This is a genomic window from Deinococcus sedimenti, assembly GCF_014648135.1.
Classification (GTDB): domain Bacteria; phylum Deinococcota; class Deinococci; order Deinococcales; family Deinococcaceae; genus Deinococcus; species Deinococcus sedimenti.
The window spans coordinates 1-16,373 of sequence record NZ_BMQN01000017.1 but is presented as its reverse complement, the minus strand read 5'-3'; the positions used below and the strand labels follow the sequence as shown (position 1 = coordinate 16,373).

15 protein-coding genes, 2 tRNA genes and 1 other RNA gene are annotated in these 16,373 nt (G+C 65.3%); 11 read left to right on the top strand and 7 right to left on the bottom strand.

What is annotated here, in order from left to right; genetic code table 11:
* Positions 1-19 precede the first annotated feature (19 nt).
* From nrdR to dnaB, 5 genes are all read right to left on the bottom strand, one after another.
* Positions 20-466: a transcriptional regulator NrdR gene (nrdR, locus tag IEY69_RS18200; RefSeq protein WP_189074560.1), complete on the bottom strand. Its 447-nt coding sequence runs from the start codon at positions 464-466 to the stop codon at positions 20-22.
* A gap of 52 nt (positions 467-518) precedes the next feature.
* Positions 519-1,247, bottom strand: coding sequence for an SDR family NAD(P)-dependent oxidoreductase (locus IEY69_RS18195; RefSeq protein WP_189074559.1), 729 nt, complete (start codon positions 1,245-1,247; stop codon positions 519-521).
* A gap of 31 nt (positions 1,248-1,278) precedes the next feature.
* Positions 1,279-1,485 carry a hypothetical protein gene (locus IEY69_RS18190; protein WP_189074558.1) on the bottom strand — a complete coding sequence of 69 codons (207 nt, stop codon included), beginning with the start codon at positions 1,483-1,485 and terminating at the stop codon, positions 1,279-1,281.
* A gap of 85 nt (positions 1,486-1,570) precedes the next feature.
* Positions 1,571-2,245 carry an NUDIX hydrolase gene (locus IEY69_RS18185; RefSeq protein ID WP_174367812.1) on the bottom strand — a complete coding sequence of 225 codons (675 nt, stop codon included), beginning with the start codon at positions 2,243-2,245 and terminating at the stop codon, positions 1,571-1,573.
* A complete protein-coding gene (gene dnaB / locus IEY69_RS18180; protein ID WP_046844056.1) occupies positions 2,245-3,591 on the bottom strand; it encodes a replicative DNA helicase in 1,347 nt (448 codons plus the stop codon). The genes IEY69_RS18185 and dnaB overlap by 1 nt, the downstream gene beginning before the upstream one ends.
* A 430-nt stretch (positions 3,592-4,021) precedes the next feature.
* Here dnaB and IEY69_RS18175 point away from each other — a divergent pair, with 430 nt between their 5' ends.
* The 7 genes from IEY69_RS18175 to IEY69_RS18145 all read left to right on the top strand — a co-directional run bounded on the left by IEY69_RS18175 (position 4,022) and on the right by IEY69_RS18145 (position 12,430).
* Positions 4,022-4,438, top strand: coding sequence for a type IV pilin protein (locus tag IEY69_RS18175; RefSeq protein ID WP_189074557.1), 417 nt, complete (start codon positions 4,022-4,024; stop codon positions 4,436-4,438).
* A 65-nt stretch (positions 4,439-4,503) separates the two neighbouring features.
* On the top strand, positions 4,504-5,862 hold the full coding sequence (locus IEY69_RS18170; protein WP_189074556.1) for an O-antigen ligase family protein: 1,359 nt from the start codon (positions 4,504-4,506) through the stop codon (positions 5,860-5,862).
* The gene (locus IEY69_RS18165; RefSeq protein WP_189074555.1) at positions 5,843-6,229 is read left to right on the top strand and encodes a prepilin-type N-terminal cleavage/methylation domain-containing protein; all 387 of its coding nucleotides are present in this window, start codon (positions 5,843-5,845) and stop codon (positions 6,227-6,229) included. The genes IEY69_RS18170 and IEY69_RS18165 overlap by 20 nt, the downstream gene beginning before the upstream one ends.
* A gap of 79 nt (positions 6,230-6,308) precedes the next feature.
* Positions 6,309-7,058, top strand: a complete 750-nt coding sequence (locus tag IEY69_RS18160; RefSeq protein WP_189074554.1) for a class I SAM-dependent DNA methyltransferase — start codon at positions 6,309-6,311, stop codon at positions 7,056-7,058.
* On the top strand, positions 7,055-8,017 hold the full coding sequence (locus tag IEY69_RS18155; RefSeq protein WP_189074553.1) for an NAD(P)H-dependent glycerol-3-phosphate dehydrogenase: 963 nt from the start codon (positions 7,055-7,057) through the stop codon (positions 8,015-8,017). Before IEY69_RS18160 ends, IEY69_RS18155 begins: the two co-directional genes overlap by 4 nt.
* Positions 8,018-8,382: 365 nt before the next feature.
* Positions 8,383-11,400: an adenosylcobalamin-dependent ribonucleoside-diphosphate reductase gene (locus IEY69_RS18150; RefSeq protein WP_189074552.1), complete on the top strand. Its 3,018-nt coding sequence runs from the start codon at positions 8,383-8,385 to the stop codon at positions 11,398-11,400.
* Between the two features lie 685 nt (positions 11,401-12,085).
* Positions 12,086-12,430 (top strand): hypothetical protein, encoded by a 345-nt coding sequence (locus IEY69_RS18145; RefSeq protein ID WP_189074551.1) that lies wholly within the window; start codon positions 12,086-12,088, stop codon positions 12,428-12,430.
* A gap of 154 nt (positions 12,431-12,584) precedes the next feature.
* On the opposite strand, the gene IEY69_RS18140 is transcribed toward IEY69_RS18145, so the two are convergent.
* Complete coding sequence (locus tag IEY69_RS18140; RefSeq protein WP_189074550.1) at positions 12,585-13,481, bottom strand: diacylglycerol/lipid kinase family protein; 897 nt, start codon at positions 13,479-13,481, stop codon at positions 12,585-12,587.
* A gap of 101 nt (positions 13,482-13,582) precedes the next feature.
* Between IEY69_RS18140 and IEY69_RS18135 the strand changes: the two genes are divergently transcribed.
* The 4 genes from IEY69_RS18135 to IEY69_RS18120 all read left to right on the top strand — a co-directional run bounded on the left by IEY69_RS18135 (position 13,583) and on the right by IEY69_RS18120 (position 16,031).
* Positions 13,583-14,560: a diacylglycerol/lipid kinase family protein gene (locus IEY69_RS18135; RefSeq protein ID WP_189074549.1), complete on the top strand. Its 978-nt coding sequence runs from the start codon at positions 13,583-13,585 to the stop codon at positions 14,558-14,560.
* A 148-nt stretch (positions 14,561-14,708) separates the two neighbouring features.
* Entirely contained in the window at positions 14,709-15,425 is a 717-nt protein-coding gene (locus IEY69_RS18130) for a PHP-associated domain-containing protein (protein WP_229784105.1), read from the top strand.
* Between the two features lie 113 nt (positions 15,426-15,538).
* Positions 15,539-15,887: a transfer-messenger RNA gene (gene ssrA, locus IEY69_RS18125) on the top strand.
* A 60-nt stretch (positions 15,888-15,947) separates the two neighbouring features.
* A tRNA-Leu gene (locus IEY69_RS18120) sits at positions 15,948-16,031 on the top strand.
* Positions 16,032-16,205: 174 nt separating this feature from the next.
* Here the strand turns inward: IEY69_RS18120 and IEY69_RS18115 are convergent.
* Positions 16,206-16,281, bottom strand: a tRNA-Gly gene (locus IEY69_RS18115).
* Positions 16,282-16,373 lie beyond the last annotated feature (92 nt).

The following is a 16,373-nucleotide window of genomic DNA, read 5'->3' as shown; positions in this document are numbered from 1 at the left end:
GGCCCTCCTGTTGCGCCGTTTACTGTTCGTCTTTCAGGCCGCGGATCTCCTCGATGAAGCGTTCCAGGCTGTCGAAGTCGCGGTACACGCTCGCGAAGCGGATGTACGCCACGTCGTCCAGGGGGCGCAGGAAGGTCATGGCGCGGCGGCCGATCTCCTCGCTGCGGATCTCGCTGGCCTGCACGTCGTCCTCGAAGCCGTACGCGAAGGCGCGCAGCAGGTCCTGATCCACGGGGCGTTTCTCGGTGGCCAGGACCAGTCCGCGCAGCAGCTTGTCGGGGTTGAACGCCTCGCGCGGGCCGCTGCGTTTGACGACCATCAGCGGTTCGAGTTGCGCGCGTTCGTAGGTGGTGAAGCGCCGGGCGCAGTTCAGGCACTCGCGGCGGCGGCGGATGCTGGCACCGTCGTCGCTGGGCCGGGAGTTCACGACCTTGCTGTCCGGCGCGGAACAGTACGGGCACTTCATGCCGGGCCCGCCCGGCGGGAACGGTCAGGACGCGGAGCGGGTGGCAGCCGGTTCACAGGGGGTAGTCCTCCTGCACGCGGATCTTCGGGACGGGCGGGAGGGGCACCTCGATGACGTTGCCGCGCAGGGGGGCCATGCCGGGCGCGGCGAGCGCGAGGACCGCGTTGGACAGTGGGCGGTCGAGGGTATCGTCGTTGCTGCTGGCGCGCGAGGGCAGCAGGAGGTTCAGGCGCAGGTCCTCGCGGTGGGCGTTCTGCACGAGGCCCTGGATGGCGCCGCGTTGCGGGTGGACGTGCAGGCCGCGTTCGTCGGTGTGGGGGCCGATGAGGGTCAGCCAGGTGCCGGGGAGGCGGCGGCGGATGATCTGCGCGATGGCGACGCTGCTTTTCACGTTGCAGTTGAACAGGTCCATCCATTCGTTCTCGCTGAGCATGGTGAACTCGGCGTGGGCGCGTTTGTCGGCGAGGTGCACGATGCCGTGCAGGGCGCCGTAGATGTCGAGAATGCGGGTCTGGGCGCTGAGCCAGTCCAGGGGCACGCCGACGTCGGCCTTGATGGGGATGGCGGCGCCGCCCGCGTGTTCGAGCTGGCTGGCGGCGGCGGCGAGGGTTTCGCTGTTGCTGCCGATCAGGACGACGCTGGCCCCGGCGCGGGCCAGGGCGGCGCTGATGGTGCGGCCGTACCCCTGGTCCGCCCCGGTGACGGCGATCACCTGTCCGGCCAGCACTTCACCGACGGTGGTGTGCGCGGGCACGGCAGCGATGGGGGTCTGCTGGGTCATGTTCTCCAGCATACCGGAGGCGTGGTGGCGTTTATCCCGCCTGCGGGAGGGGCCGCAGGGCCTGTGGGGGTGGGTCGCCGGCGCGGTGGCCGCAGCCGCACTCGTGGCACCAGTAGCCCTGGTCGCCGTCGCGCAGGTCGTGCAGGGTCAGGGGCTGGGTGCAGTGGGGGCAGACGTGCTGGTAGCCGCGCCCGCTGGCGGGCAGGGGGTCGGCCTGCGGGCGGAACACTCGTTTCATAGTTCGATTTTAGCAGAATAACGTGGCGTGATTCTTCCATGCAAGAAAAGAGGCGGGCCTCCGCCCACCCCCTGAATCCCTGCCGTTACAGGTCCGGTTCGTCCGTGAATTCCGGTTCCGGCGCGCGGACGGCCGGGGCGCCGTCGCCCACCCGGCGCCGCTTGCGCAGCATCGCGGGTTCCTTGTCCAGGTTGAACACGAAGTGCCGGGGGCGCCGCTCGCGCAGCCACGTCTCCAGCGCCACCAGCCGCGGCCGGAAGCGGATGAACTCCCGCAGCTGCCGGATCGGCACGAAGCGCGCCTCCTGCACGTCCCGGTCCGGGTCGCGCGGCTCGAGCTTTCCGCCCACCTCACGCCCGGTGTAGAAGAACTGCAGATGGTGCCCCCACGTGACCGCCTGGAACTCCACGATGAACGCCAGGTCGCGCAGTTCCACGATCAACCCGGTCTCCTCGAAGGTCTCGCGCCGGGCGCCGTCCTGCACGAGTTCCCCGGCCTCCAGGCCGCCCTTTGGCAGCGACCAGCGGCCCCGCTCGCGCACGAGCAGGATCTCGTCGCCGCGCAGCACGATGCAGCCCACGCCGATGCGCGGGTCCGCCAGCGGCCGCTTCTGCCCGCGCTTGCTGGGTGCCGCCGGGACGGGCGTGGCGGTGGTGTTCGTGACCTGACCGGGCCGCGCCTGCGCGCCCCCGGTGCCGCGGCGACGCCGGCGGCGGCGCTGCGCGCCCTGCCCTCCGGACTTGACCTGTTCTTCCGCCATTACACGCCCTCCGGCGCGAGGTCGTTGAAGCGGACGTGCGCGCTGTGAAACTGCAACTTCACCGTACCGACCGGACCGTTGCGCTGCTTGCCGACGATGATCTCCGCGATGCCCTGCTGATCCGTTTCCTTGTTGTAGTACTCGTCGCGGTAGATGAACATCACGATGTCCGCGTCCTGCTCGATCGCGCCCGACTCACGCAGGTCCGACAGCATCGGGCGGTGGTTGGGGCGCTGCTCGACGGCGCGCGACAGCTGCGACAGCACGATGATCGGGACCTCCATCTCGCGCGCCAGTCCCTTCAGGCCGCGCGAGATGGTGCTGATCTCCTGCTGGCGGTTCTCGGTGCCGCCGCCACCCTTGCTGCCCGACATGAGCTGCAGGTAGTCGATGACCACGAGCCCCAGCCGCCCGTGCTGCGCCGCGATCCGCCGCAACTTGCTGCGCAGGTTGTTCAGCGTCAGGTCCGCCTCGTCGTCGATGATCATCGGCGCGTCCGCCAGTCGCCCGGCCGCGTGCGCCAGCCGCTCGAAATCCCGCTCGTTCAGCTGCCCCGAGCGGATGCGGTTCATGTCCACGCGCGCCTCGCTGCACAGCATGCGCAGCGCCAGCTGCACGGCGGGCATTTCCAGGCTGAACACCGCGACCGCCTTCTCGCCGCGCAGCGCGACGTTCTGCGCGATGGACAGCGCGAACGCCGTCTTCCCCATCGACGGACGGGCCGCGAGGACGTTCAGGCTGCCCTTCTGCAACCCCGAGATCTGCTCGTCCAGATCCCGGAATCCGGTGCTGACGCCGTCCGGGATGCCCTTGTTCTGGTGCAGCAGCGTGATGTACTCGAAGGTCTCGGTGACGACCTCATTCATCGCCTGGAACGCCTCGCCCTTCTTCTTCTGCTCGGCGACCTCGAAGATCATCTTCTCGGCGCGGTCGAGCAGGTCCTCCAGCGGCAGCTGCGCCTCATAGGCGAGCTGCATGGCCTTCCCGGACGCGCTGATCAGCGAGCGCAGCGTCGCCTTCTCCTGCACGATCCGCGCGTAGTGCTCGGCGTACGCGGCGGTCGGCACCTGGTCCGACAGGCCGATCAGGTACGTCAGGCCGCCCACCTCGTCGAGCATGCCCTTGACGCGCAGGTCCTCGCTGAGCGTCACGAGGTCCACGGGTTCGCCGCGCTCCTGCAGGGTGCGCATGGCGGTGAAGATCTTGCGGTGACCCTCGCGGTAGAACATCTCGGGCGTGACGGTGTCACCCAGGCTGTTCAGGGTGTCGTTGTCCAGCAGAATACTGCCCAGCACGCTGATCTCAGCGTCGTTGCTGTGCGGCGGAACGCGTGGCGTGAGTTCCAAATGTGGCCTCTCTCCCGGCAGGACACGCGGTCAGGGACCTAAACCTCGCCCCGAACCGCTCCCGCCGTCCAATCTGAATTCAAGGGTGGGGACACCCGCAGGTGATCCCATTCGCCTCCCCATGCCAGGCAGGCCGAACTGACACGCAGCATACCACCCTCACCACCACCGGTCTTATCACCACAGCCCTTACCCCTCAGTCGCCAGTCCAAAAGAGAGGAAAGATGCCGTCCACAACGATCAACATCCGATCATTCAACCCGACAGCGTTTCGTAGCTCAATCCACCTTTCAGTAAGACCTCTGTGAGAAAAAGTGACTACACTTCAACTCAAGCCAGGACAGGACACACCTCACCCGGCCCAACGCCATCCGCAGACCGCCCGGACCCATCCATCCATCAACCGGCGCGGTCGCACCAGGAGCACAGCATGAAGAACACCACCCAAGGCTTCACCCTGATCGAGCTGCTCATCGTCATCGCCATCATCGGCATCCTCGCGGCCGTCCTGATCCCCAACCTGCTGAACGCCCGCAAGAGCGCGAACGACAGCGCCGCCCAGACCTACCTGCGCAACGCTGTGACTGCAGCTGAAGCCTGGCGCAGCCAGAACCCCACGGACACCACGACCCTCGGAGCGGCGACCGGTGTGGACTGCAATAGCGCGACCATTTCGGCCAACAACACCGCCGTTTCCTTCCCCGCCGGCGTGACCGCCTGCAAAGTGCGTCAGACCCAAAACGGAACTTACGGCTACGTCACGTCCAGCACCGGCAAATTCTTTGAATTCGACGGTTCGACGGTGAAACAGGCGACCTCTGCCGCTTTCCCCACCTCCATGCCCTGAAGAATTTGTGCATTCAAAAGACCCCGTCGTCAGACGGGGTCTTTTGAATAGTTGAATGCAGCGAGATGCCGATGACACGATCAAAATCTATCGCCTTAACGACAAACATAATCTTCCTTTTCCTCATAACATTTTTTATTGGTAGAAATCCAACTAAATCCGTCCAATCTGTGATTTATGAACCAAGATTCTTATTTATCGTGGGTTTTGTAATTTTTTCTCTTGTCTTTAATATGTGGCGACAAGGCAAAAACTTCAGCCTGATAGAATATTTATTATTTAGGGTAAAAAACTTTAAATTTACCACAATTACCGCCTTTATAGCCATGGCTTCTCTTAGTGCATTTCTGTCGCCCCTTCCCATAATTGCCTGGATGGGACACGATTCGGCACAGTTTGGCACGCTTGCGTTTTTCCTTAGCATGGGCGTTGCTTTCTTTTTTGCAAAGAGCGAGATTGATTCAAAATATTATATTATTCCCCTATCTTGCTGCGTATTAACCATGACTGCGCTCGCAGTATTAGAAAGTATAGGATTCAGACCATTAGAGCAATGGGTCACATCACCCAGGATGATCTATCCAGCGGCAACTATTGGCCTTAGACAGCATCTCGGCGGTTGGTTTGCGATTATGACTTTACAACCTATCTTTTTCTACCGCCGCCTTGGCAAAGACGTATGGTTTTATATTTGGATTATTTCAGGTTTTTTAGGCGCTGCGCTTTGCACAACATCGGCGGCAACTATTGGAATACTCATTGGACTAATTTTCTGGATTTTCGCCGAACATCGCAATTCGCGGCGCGTTCCCTTTATTGCATTTTGTTTCTTCATCATCTGTTGCCTATGCGCTCCGATATTAACTAACTACATTAGCAGTAGGATTAATAATCCAGATAACACTTATAAGTCCTACACATCAACAACAACTTTGAAGACCCGCCTGATTCTTTGGAAAGCAGCCGCAGAAGGGACATACAGGAAGCCCATACTTGGGTGGGGATCGCAGACATTCCCAATATTCCTTCCCGAAATTCTCCCAGAGCGCGATCTGTTTAATCTATACAGATTAGAATTAGGACTGCCAAGCAATGCGCCCATACGTCGACATATGATGGGATATGAGTATAAAAATGAAGGAAAGTGGGTATATTTTAATATTCAATATATTGAACCTCACAATATTTTCCTCTCAGAATTATATTCAAGGGGAATACCAGCAACGCTTCTTTTTATAGCGTCACTTATTAATATTCTCAGAAGATATAACAAGCGGCACCTAACTAGATATACGGCAGCATTTATTCCATATTTATTTTATCTGACGTTTTGGTTTTACCTCATTCCCGTGACACCAATGTATTTTGCCCTGCTTGGAATAGCACACAAGGAAATGATGAAAGATGCAGAAGTCGAAAATTGAAGGATTTACGCTCATAGAGCTTCTGGTTGTCATTGCAATTATTGGCGTATTAGCCGCAGTCATACTACCCAGCATACTCAATGCGAGAAAATCAGCCAACGATAGTCAATCGCTCAGCATGGCAAGAAATATAGTCACAAGCTCCGAAATAAGCCGAGCTCAACTACAAAGTGGCGTTCTTTACACATCGCCGACAACGTGCTCGCCGACACTCATCGCATCCCTACCCTCCAGTATTGAACTATGCCAATTCAAGCAGGATTCTAACAGCAGCTATTCTCTCGTCAGATCACAAACTGGAAACTACTATTACTTCGATGGCGAAAAGATGTCGGGGCCAAGTGTGAATCCACCAAGTAGTTGGTAACACCAACCACATAAAATAGTGACCACAGCATTAGAGCGGGCTGAGCGAGCACCTACGCTAGCCCGCTATACTTCGCGTCATGCAGAGGCAGCCTTTTACCGCTCTGGCGGCCGTGTACGACTCGATCATGGCGGATGTGGAGTATGACCACTGGGCGGATTTCGTCCTGTCGTTCGCGCGGGACGGCGGCCTGAGCAGGCCGGGCCGCGCTCTGGACCTGGCGTGCGGCACGGGGGGGTTCACGCGGGAGCTGCGCGCGGCGGGCTGGGACGTGACGGGCCTGGATTTCAGTGAGGCGATGCTCGCCGAGGCGCGCGTTCGCCTGCCGGGCGTGCCGTTCGTGCAGGGCGACCTGCGGACCTTCGACCTGGGGGAGCGGTTCGGGCTGGTCACGTGCGTGTTCGACAGTCTGAACAACCTCCTGACGCCGGGGGACCTGGGCGCGGCGCTGGCTCGGGCGCGGGCGCACCTGAGTCCCGGCGGGCTGCTGGCGTTCGACGTGAACACCCGCCTGGGCGTGCGGGAACTGTGGGAGGGGGACGCCATCGAGGGACTGGCCCCACTGCCGGACGGCAGCGAGGTCCACTACCACTGGTCGCACCACTACGACGCGGAGGCGGACGTGGGTGTGGTGCAGGCGTTCTGCCGGGTGGACGAACAGGAGTTCGTGGAGACGCACCGCGAGCGTGGGTACGACCCGGCGGACCTGGAGCCCCTGCTGGGGGCGGCGGGGTTCGCGCGGTGGGAGATCGTGGAGTACCCGGATTACGCGCCGCCGGAACCGGACGCGCCGCGCGTGTGGGTGTTCGCCTGGGCAGGTGAGGCGTGAGCGGGCTGCCGGTGCTGGGCGCGGGCGGCTGGGGCACGGCCCTCGCGGTGAACGCGGCGCGCAACGGCCCGGTGCGGCTGTGGGCGCGCCGCGCCGACTTCGCGCGGACCCTGGCGGAGGGGCGCGTGAACGCGGAGTACCTGCCGGGCGTGACCCTTCCGGCAGGCCTGGAGGTCACGGCGCACCTGGGCGAGGCGATCACGGACGCGCCGTTCGCGCTCGTCGTGGTGCCCAGCGTGGGCGTGCCGGAACTGCTCGCGGCGCTGCCGCGTGACCTGGGCGTGGTGCTGTGCGCCAAGGGTCTCGCGCCGGACGGGGGGCAGCTGAGCGTGCTGGCGCGGCAGCTGGGGTTCACGCGCGTGGCGGTCCTGAGCGGCCCGAATCATGCCGAGGAGATCGGGCGGGGTCTGCCCGCCGCGACCGTGGTCGCCAGCCGCGACGGGGGTTTCGCGCGGTCCGTGCAGGCGGCGCTGATGACGCCGGGCCTGCGCGTGTACACCAGCGACGACGAGACGGGCGTGGAACTGGGCGGCGTGCTGAAGAACGTCATGGCGGTCGCCGCCGGACTGGTGGACGGCCTGAACCTGGGCGACAACGCCAAGTCCGCGCTGATCACGCGTGGACTGCGCGAGATGAACCGCTACCTGACGGCGCTGGGCGCACGCGAGGAGACGGTGTATGGCCTGAGTGGCCTGGGGGATCTGGTCGCCACGGCCACCAGTCGTCACAGCCGCAACCGCGCGGCAGGCGAGGCCATCGCGCGCGGGGAGCATCCGGGGCAGGGTGGGAAGGTCGTGGAGGGTCTGCGTACGGCGGGGCTGCTGGACGCGTGGGCGGCGGCGCACGGGCATGACCTGCCGATCGTGCGGGCGGTGGCGCACGTCACGCGGGGCGAGTGGACGCCGCAGGACGGCGTGGCGCGCCTGATGGAACGAGAGGCGAAACCCGAACAGCACTGATCACCGGACAGCGCCGTGAGGGGACCGGGGCGACCCTGCCGGTGGGTCTGCGGTGACCGGTGAGCCGGGCGCGCTGAGCGTGGATTCCGGTGGGACGCCGGGCAGGCCGAGGTGAGAATCCGGCGTGCCAGACGGGCTTGAGCGGATCTTCATATCTGCATGTTTTGCTGCATGTTGTATGTCCGCTTCATTGGAGGTACAAGCGCTTGTACCTCCTGCGGGCGGGTGGTACAGTCAGCCATCTAAGGCAAGGCCCACTTCACCGGCCACCACAGCAGCTCACCTCACAGCCTCCCGACCGGGGCGGTGCGGGCTCTGTGCTGTGTACTCATGCCATCAACCCCTCGCCCGCAAGGAGACCCACCGTGACCACCCTGAGCGCCCAGCCCCTGACCAACTTCGACGAGAACGCCCACCACATCGCCAAGCGGCAGTACCTGCAGGGCACGGACGGCGACCTGAGCGGCATGTTCCGCCGCATCGCCACCTGGGTGGCCGGAGCCGAGGAGGCGGGCGCGCGCGAGCACTGGGCGCAGGCGTACTACGACCTGATGGCCGGGAAGAAATTCTGCCCCGGCGGGCGCGTCCTGGCGGGCGCGGGAACGCAGCACGGGAACGTCCTGAACTGCTTCGTGCAGGGCGCGACCGAGCACGCGCCGCACACCTTCGAAGGCGTGATGGAAGTCGCGAAGAAACTCGCGCTGGTCACGAAGGTCGGCGGCGGGAACGGCGTGAACCTGGACGTGTACACGCCCCGCGCCGAGAGCAGCCGCCCCGACACCGGCGTGCGCGGCTGGGTGTACATGAGCGCCGCGCACGCGGACGTGCAGGACTTCATCGAGGGCCTCATGCGCCCCCCCACCCAACCCGACGGGGAGAAGCAGCCCATCGCCGTGCGGAACTGGACGCGCGTGGTGTACGGGCAGGTCATCAAGCCGGAACTGGTCGCGCTGGCCCGCGCGAACGGCGTGTCCGTCGTGAAGGCCATGCCGGAGGGCGTGCAGGCCGTCCCGGACGACATGGGCGGCATCGTGGACGCCGCGCGCAAGATCGCCGAGGACGCCAAGACCGGCCTGGAACCCCGCCTGGACCTGAGCAGCATGCGCCCCGAGGGTGCCCCCATCAAGGGCTCGGGCGGCACGAGCAGCGGCCCCGTCAGCTTCCTGCTGGAAATCTTCGACAACTTCCTGGAATGGGCCAACCGCGGCGCGGAAGCGTCGGGCCCGATCAACACCCTGCGCTTCGTGTACGCCCCCGTCCTGCGCGTCGTCCGTCAGGGCGGCACCCGGCGCGGCGCGGGCATGGCCACGATCAGCATCGAGCATCCGGACGTGCTGGACTTCCTGACCGCCAAGGACCTCGACCGCGAGGCCGCTGAAGGCGACATCAGCACCTTCAACATCAGCATCCTGGTCAGCAGCGCCTTCTGGGACACCCTCCAGGCGGGCGGCCTGTGGCCCGTGAACGCGCAGGACGTGCCCGGCAAGTACTACCTCGCGCCGCAGAAGGGCACGTTCAAGGGCACCCTCCCCAGCCTGCCCACCCGCGCCGAGGACGACGCGCAGGGCGTCCCCGTATACACCGACAAGAGCGGCAAGACCAGCATTCCCGCCCAGTGGCTGTGGGACCAGATCGCGCAGCACGCCTGGAGCACCGGCGAACCCGGCCTGATCTTCGTGGACCGCATCAACGAATACAGCGCCCTGAAGAACCTCGGCGAGCGCTACCAGATCCGCAGCACCAACCCCTGCGGCGAGATCCCCCTGACCGTCGGTGAACCCTGCGACCTGGGCGCCATCAACCTCGCGGCGTACGTGCAGAACAGCAGCTTCGACTACGACACGTTCCGCGCGGACGTCCGCACCTGCGTGCGCTTCCTGGACGACGTGCTCGACGTGAACGTGTTCGCGCTGGAAGACAACCGCGTCGCCAGCCAGGACCTGCGCCGCCTGGGCCTGGGCGTCATGGGCCTCGCCGACGCCCTCATCAAACTGGGCCTGCGCTACGACAGCGAAGCGGGCCGCGACACCATCTACGACATCATGAGCGCCCTGCGCGAAGAGGCCATCGCGGAAAGCGAACGCCTGGGCGAGGAACGCGGCATCTACCCCGTGTACACCCGCAACGCCGAACAGATCCCCCACGCGCCCCGCCGCAACGTCGCCGTGCTGACCGTCGCCCCCACCGGCACCACCAGCATGCTCATGGGCGTCTCCTCCGGCATCGAACCCATCTTCAGCCCGTTCATCTGGCGCAAGATCGGCAGCGAATACCGCGCCCTCCTCGCCCCCCTCTTCGTCGAACTGCTCGAAACGTACCCCGCCCCCCAGGGCATGACGAAAGACGGAGGCTGGGACTGGGACAAGGTCACCGAAGCCGTCAGCGAAAACCACGGCTCGGTCGTCGGCCTGCCCTTCATTCCCGACGCCCTCCAGCAGGTGTTCGTCTGCGCGCACGACATCAAACCCGTCGACCACGTCCGCATGCAGGGCACCGTGCAACGCGCCTTCGACGCCGAAGGGCACGCCGCCAACAGCCTCTCCAAGACCATCAACCTCCCCAACGACGCCACCGTCCAGGACGTGCAGGACGCCTACAGCGAAGCGTACAAGACCGGTTGCAAAGGCATCACCGTGTACCGCGACGGCAGCCGCCAGTTCCAGGTCCTGAGCACCAGCAAGAAAAAAGCCAAGACCGAAGAACCCACCCCCGAAGTCAGCGCCAGCGCCGACGTCATGGGCGAGCAGGCAGAAGGCGAACAGCAGATGGCCAAGGCCCAGGACGCAACCACCACCCAGCCCACTGCCATCCGCCATCAGCCATCCGCCCCGGCGAAGCCGCACTACGAACGCCCCACCCGACTGCGCGGCATCACCGACATGGTCAAACTCACCGACCCCACCAGCGGCCACCGCCGCAGCTTCCTCGTCACCGTCAACGAACTCGGCGGCAAACCCGTCGAAGTCATGGTCATTTCGGGCCGCGCCGGCGACGAAGCGAACGCCGACAGCGAAGCCCTCGGCCGCGTCGTCAGCATCGCCCTCCAACACGGCGTCCCCGCCCAGGCCATCGTCAAAACCCTGCGCGGCATCAACGGCGGCCTGTACGGCAGCTACAACGGCCGATTGGTGGGCAGCAAAGCCGACCTGATCGCCGTCGCCCTGGAAACCTTCCAGAAAGACCTCGACGCCGCCAAACTCCCCCCCCTCGCCGGAGGCAGCACCGACACCGCCCAACCCGTCACCACCGTCAGCGCGGCGCCCAGTGGCGTCAGCGTGGACGGCATGGCGCGCGAGCGGTGCCCGGTGTGCGAGGAGAAAGCCGTGATCCGCGAGGAAGGCTGCCTGAAATGCCAAGCCTGCGGCTACAGCAAATGCGGGTAAGAAAGGAGGGGGCTACGGCCCCCTTTCTTGCCCTTGAATGGGAGGTGATTGAAATGAAATCGACGCTCTAGGCTAGGCCTGGAACGTCGGAAACCAGATCACTGCGGCCTCGTTGGGGAGGCGATCTAGCTACTGTGGAAAGTGCTCAGAGCGTACCCCTTTGAGGCCCAAAAGGCAACTTGGCAACAGTTCGCATAACTCCAGCAAAGGAGCCAAAGCATGGCAAACAAGAAAACCAGTTCCAAAGCTGCTACTGCCGCCTCAAAAGTACTCTCAAATCCTCGCAGTACACCGACGCAGAAAAGCGCGGCTGCAAGCGCACTCAGCCAACGCGAGCGAGGTAAGAAGTAATGGCATTCGACCGCGACGCGTTTCTCCAAAGAGTTCAGGAAAAGGCAATCAACGCCTATTTCGCCAGAGCGCAGCACATAGCATCGGAGACTGTCTGTGCAACACACAACCAGAGCCCTACGGTGGAACTCGACGGTGAACGCCTAGCTATCACTGGATGCTGTGCCGAAGTCAGACAATCTGTCTTGTCGCAGCTGAAATCCAACAGTCAGTAATTGATTGTTGACCGGTGCACCCGCTTATTGGTGGGTGCACCTCCTTTTCCGAGGACACTCCACTCGGGGGCGGGGGAATGCGTACGCTCTGGCCGGGTTGGAGTGGGTACGCTGCCCGTATGCCTCTCTCTGATTACGCTCGCCCCTCCCCTGCTCGTCTGCGCCTGTACGCCTCTTTGCTGCTGATGCTGGTATTGACGGCGGTGGTGGGGCGGCGGCGTCCGGGGGAGCTGGGGACGCGGGAGACGCTGCGGCGCAGTGCGTTCGCGCGGGTGATGTTCATGGATATCGGCGCGCTGAGCACCCTGGGCGCGCTGTACCTAGTGCTGAACGGACGGACGCGGGTGCGGGTTCCGGCGGCGGTGGCGTCGCTCTTCGCGGGGAGTTTCGCGCTGCTGCCCGCGCTGATGCTGGAGGACGCGGCGGCCATGCGGGCCGAGCGGAAGGGTCGCGCGGAGGGGTGATCTTCTTTTCTCCCCTCTCCCCTTGTGGGACTCGGAGAGCTGCGAAGCAGAGAGGGAGGGACTCGCAGAGCTGCGCAGCAGAGGCGCACAGCGCCGGAAGGGTGAGGGGGCGACCGGGCGACCTCGCCTGATTCGCAAGCGTTCAGCTGTCTCCTCAGTCGGGTCGGAGGACGTGCAGCGCGCCCGCCCACACCTGAACGTGGACGGGGCTGCCGGGGTGCGTGCGGGTCTCGCCGTCCACGTGGAACACCTGCCCGACGTGCTGCCCGGTGGCGTGCAGGGTGAAGGTGGCGGCGACGTCCTCCTGCACGCTGGGCAGCGTGTCGAACTGCCCGCGCAGCATGGCGGTGGCGTACGCGGCGAGGCTGTCGCGCTGCTGGCCGTTCACGCGGATCAGGTTCAGCAGGCCGTCGCCGGGGTGCGCGTCGGGCGCGAGGTGCAGGCCGTTCCCGGTGGACGGGATGTTCATGATTTCCAGCAGGGTCAGTGGCGGCGCGGGGCTGGGGTGCCCGTCGATGCAGGTGGGGACGGGCTGCGCCTGGAAGCCGGGCAGGGTGGTCAGGAGGGCCTGCGCGGCCCGCAGGGGGCTTTTAGGCGCGGTGGGGTCGTAGGCGTGCAGCAGGTCCGCGAACAGGCCGCAGCCGAACGCTTCGAAGAACACGTCCTCCCCCCAGGGGGCCTGGACGCGGCCCGCGTCGAACGGGTGCCGGGTGGCGGTGCGGTACGCGCGGGCGACGTCCACGGGGTCGCCGGTCAGGCCCAGCGTCCGGGCGATGTTGTTCGAGGTGCCCAGTGGGATCACGCCGACCGTGGCGTCCCGTCCGGTGAGGTGCAGCGCGGCGGCGCGGAAGGTGCCGTCCCCCCCGGCGATGAACACGGGGCCGGGCAGCGGGCCGCTCAGGGCCAGGCCGAGGTCGTGGGGGGTGCGGGTGGGGCGGTGTTCGGCGTCGAATCCGGCGTCCCGCAGCGCCGCCTGCAGCTGGCTGGGGTCGGCGCGGTGGCTGGTGCCGGCGCCGGGGTTGTGGATCAGCACGGCGGGCGCGGGGGGCATGTCCTGCACTCTAGCGGGGCGCGTGCGGGGGGGTGGGGTGGTGCGGGAGGGGTCATGGTTTCCTCAAGGCGCGCGCCGTGCGAGGTGGCTACAGTGGCGGCATGACCGCACCCCATTCCCTCGCCCCGGAGGGCTCCCCTGCTGCCCCGCAGCGTGGCACGGCGACGCTGATCTACAACACGAACGCGGGTGGCAGCAGCCGCTGCACGCCGGACGATCTGGTGAACGCCATTCACGCGATCGGGTTCACGCCGGTGTACCGCGCGACCAGCTGCGAGGACGACCTGGAGGAAGCCCTGGATGGCGTGCAGGGCACGGTATTCGTGGCGGGTGGGGACGGCACGCAGCGCGCGGTGGGCCTGACCCTGGCGGGCCGCCCGGAGGTGACCCTGGCGGTCATTCCGATGGGCACGGCGAACAACGTGGCGCGGACGCTGGGCGTGCAGGGCGAACCGCTGGACGTGATCGCCGCGTACGGCCGCGCGGAGGTCCGCCCGTTCGACCTGGGCCGCGTGGAAGGCCCCTGGGGCGAGGACGTGTTCCTGGAGGCGTGCGGGTGCGGGGCGTTCGCGGACGTGATGGCCGAGTACGACCCGGAGGGCGGCAAGAGCCCCCTGCGGGCCGTGCAGGCCCTCACGACGACCCTGACGAGTTTCGACCCGCCGCCCGTGACGCTGACCCTGGACGGCGAGGAGCAGCCCACGGCGGCGTTCGCGCTGCTGGAGGTGCTGAACACGAAGGCGACCGGGCCGAGGCTCCGCCTGGCGACGAATGCCGACCCGGCGGACGGGCAGCTGGACGTGGTCCGCATTGACGCGGCGGGACGTGAGGGCATGCTGACGTACCTCGCGGCGCTGGCGCGGGATGACTTCGAGGCGCTCAGCAGCGTCGAGAGTACCCGCGCGGGGCGCGTGGAGATCCCGTACACCGGGCAGGCGTTCCACGTGGACGCGGAGGTCCGGCCGCCCATGCAGGGCGTGACGGGCCGCGTGCTGATCGAGGCGTGGCCCGGGGCGCTCAGCGTGCTGGTGCCCCTGCCCGAGCCTGAATCACCACCTTCTGATCCAGAGGTGGTCTGAGGTGCCGCCCGGGCCTCCCCTCCCCCCGCCCAACCCGCAGGAGGCGCGCGAGATCCCGCTGCGCCGCTCCTGGCCGGTAGCGCTCGTGCATGCCGTGCAGGACCGCGTGGGGGCTGCGCTGGGCTGGGCACCGCGCCCGGCGGCGACCATGCAGAACAACATCGTGTGGCGCGGCGGCGTGCAGGTCATGCGCGTGGACCTGCACATGCACACGGAAGTCAGTCACGACTGCCGCACGCCCCTGCGGGACATTCCCGCGTGGATGCTCCGCACGAACACCCGCGTGATCGCCGTGACCGACCACGACCAGCACCGCGGCGGCCCGGAGTTGCAGGCCATCATCCGCGACCAGGGCCTCGACGACCGCCTCAGCGTCATCCCCGGCGAGGAGGTCACGACCAGCGAGGGCGAGCTGATCGGCCTGTTCCTCCAGGAACGCATCCCACCGAAACTCACGCCCGAGGAGACCGTGCGCGAGATCAGGGCGCAGGGGGGGCTGGTGCTCCTGCAGCATGGCTTCGATCCCCTGAAGCGGTACCGCCTGCGTCCCGAGGCGACCGAGCGCATCGCGGCGGACATCGATATCGTCGAGACCTTTAATTCCCGCCTGTCCCGACACCGCTGGAACCGCGCGGCGGCCGAGTGGGCGCGGGCGCGCGGGCTGCCGATGAGTGCCGGGAGTGACGCGCACACCCTGCGTGACATCGGCGAGGCGTGGGTGGAAGCGCCCTTCCGGACGATCCACACGCCGGAGCAGCTGCTGTCCACCCTGCGGGAGGGCGTGGTGGCAGGCCGCTGGACGCACCCAGCGTACGCGTTCGGGCAGAAGCAGTGGCGCAACTTCAACGGTCAGTTCCGCAGGTAGGGTCACCCCGGGCCGGTAGGCCGTTCAGCGTGTCTGAATCGTGCTTTTCCATCATGCGTCCGTCAGGCGGAGGTGCTACCATACGGGCACCGATGAGAGTCGGTGAACACCCTGGGGGTGACCCGGTTTCGACAGGGGAACTGCAGGCGCTGTTGCGTGTCGAGGTGCCGTTGGCCTCGTAAACAAACGGCAAAGCCATTAACTGGCAACCAGAACTACGCTCTCGCTGCTTAAGTGAGACAGTGACCGCGAAGCCCAGCCTTTGGCGCCGCGCGAACTGAACCAAAAGAAGGCTAGCCAACGCAAGGTTCCATAGCGGGAAGCGAAACTAAGTGGAAATAAGGCAAAGGGGAGGCGCGCCCACCAGTCGCCCCCAGCCCGACAATCAAACTGTGGGATACACACGTAGACGCACGCTGAACGGACTCTTGGACGGCGGTTCGACTCCGCCCACCTCCACCACAGATCCCCGCCCACCCGGCGGGGATTTCTCCTATACTGGGCAGGCTTTCCCAAGCACGCGCCGGGATGGCGGAATGGTAGACGCATCCGACTTAAAATCGGCCGCCGAGAGGCGTGAGGGTTCAAGTCCCTTTCCCGGCACCAATGAGAACAGCCCCCCATAAACCTGGGGGGCTGTTCCGTTTCCTCGAATTGCACAGCTTGAAGCAACTGCGTCGGCTGGAAGATGTAATGGAAAAAGGGCCGCCCCCGTCACCTGGGAGGCGGCCCTGTCGTGTGCGGGCAAGAAAAAAACCCCATCCGGGGAGGGGGTGGGGTTGGAGCGGGAGACGAGATTCGAACTCGCGACATCTACCTTGGCAAGGTAGTGCTCTACCAGCTGAGCTACTCCCGCATCACAGCGCCGCTTGCGGCGCCTGTGGTGCACGCAACCCGTGGGTTGCGGTGGTGATATAGAAAAAACCCCCGCGCTGACCGACTTTTCCG

Coding starts and splice junctions, on each gene's coding strand:
- IEY69_RS18185 (WP_174367812.1), bottom strand. CDS start 2,245: ATGGCGGAAGAACAGGTCAAGTCCGGAGGGCAGGGCGCGCAGCGCCGC.
- IEY69_RS18140 (WP_189074550.1), bottom strand. CDS start 13,481: ATGCCCCCCGCGCCCGCCGTGCTGATCCACAACCCCGGCGCCGGCACC.
- IEY69_RS18130 (WP_229784105.1), top strand. CDS start 14,709: ATGCAGAACAACATCGTGTGGCGCGGCGGCGTGCAGGTCATGCGCGTG.
- IEY69_RS18165 (WP_189074555.1), top strand. CDS start 5,843: ATGCAGAAGTCGAAAATTGAAGGATTTACGCTCATAGAGCTTCTGGTT.
- IEY69_RS18160 (WP_189074554.1), top strand. CDS start 6,309: ATGCAGAGGCAGCCTTTTACCGCTCTGGCGGCCGTGTACGACTCGATC.
- IEY69_RS18195 (WP_189074559.1), bottom strand. CDS start 1,247: ATGACCCAGCAGACCCCCATCGCTGCCGTGCCCGCGCACACCACCGTC.
- IEY69_RS18135 (WP_189074549.1), top strand. CDS start 13,583: ATGACCGCACCCCATTCCCTCGCCCCGGAGGGCTCCCCTGCTGCCCCG.
- IEY69_RS18145 (WP_189074551.1), top strand. CDS start 12,086: ATGCCTCTCTCTGATTACGCTCGCCCCTCCCCTGCTCGTCTGCGCCTG.
- IEY69_RS18190 (WP_189074558.1), bottom strand. CDS start 1,485: ATGAAACGAGTGTTCCGCCCGCAGGCCGACCCCCTGCCCGCCAGCGGG.
- IEY69_RS18170 (WP_189074556.1), top strand. CDS start 4,504: ATGCCGATGACACGATCAAAATCTATCGCCTTAACGACAAACATAATC.
- IEY69_RS18175 (WP_189074557.1), top strand. CDS start 4,022: ATGAAGAACACCACCCAAGGCTTCACCCTGATCGAGCTGCTCATCGTC.
- nrdR (WP_189074560.1), bottom strand. CDS start 466: ATGAAGTGCCCGTACTGTTCCGCGCCGGACAGCAAGGTCGTGAACTCC.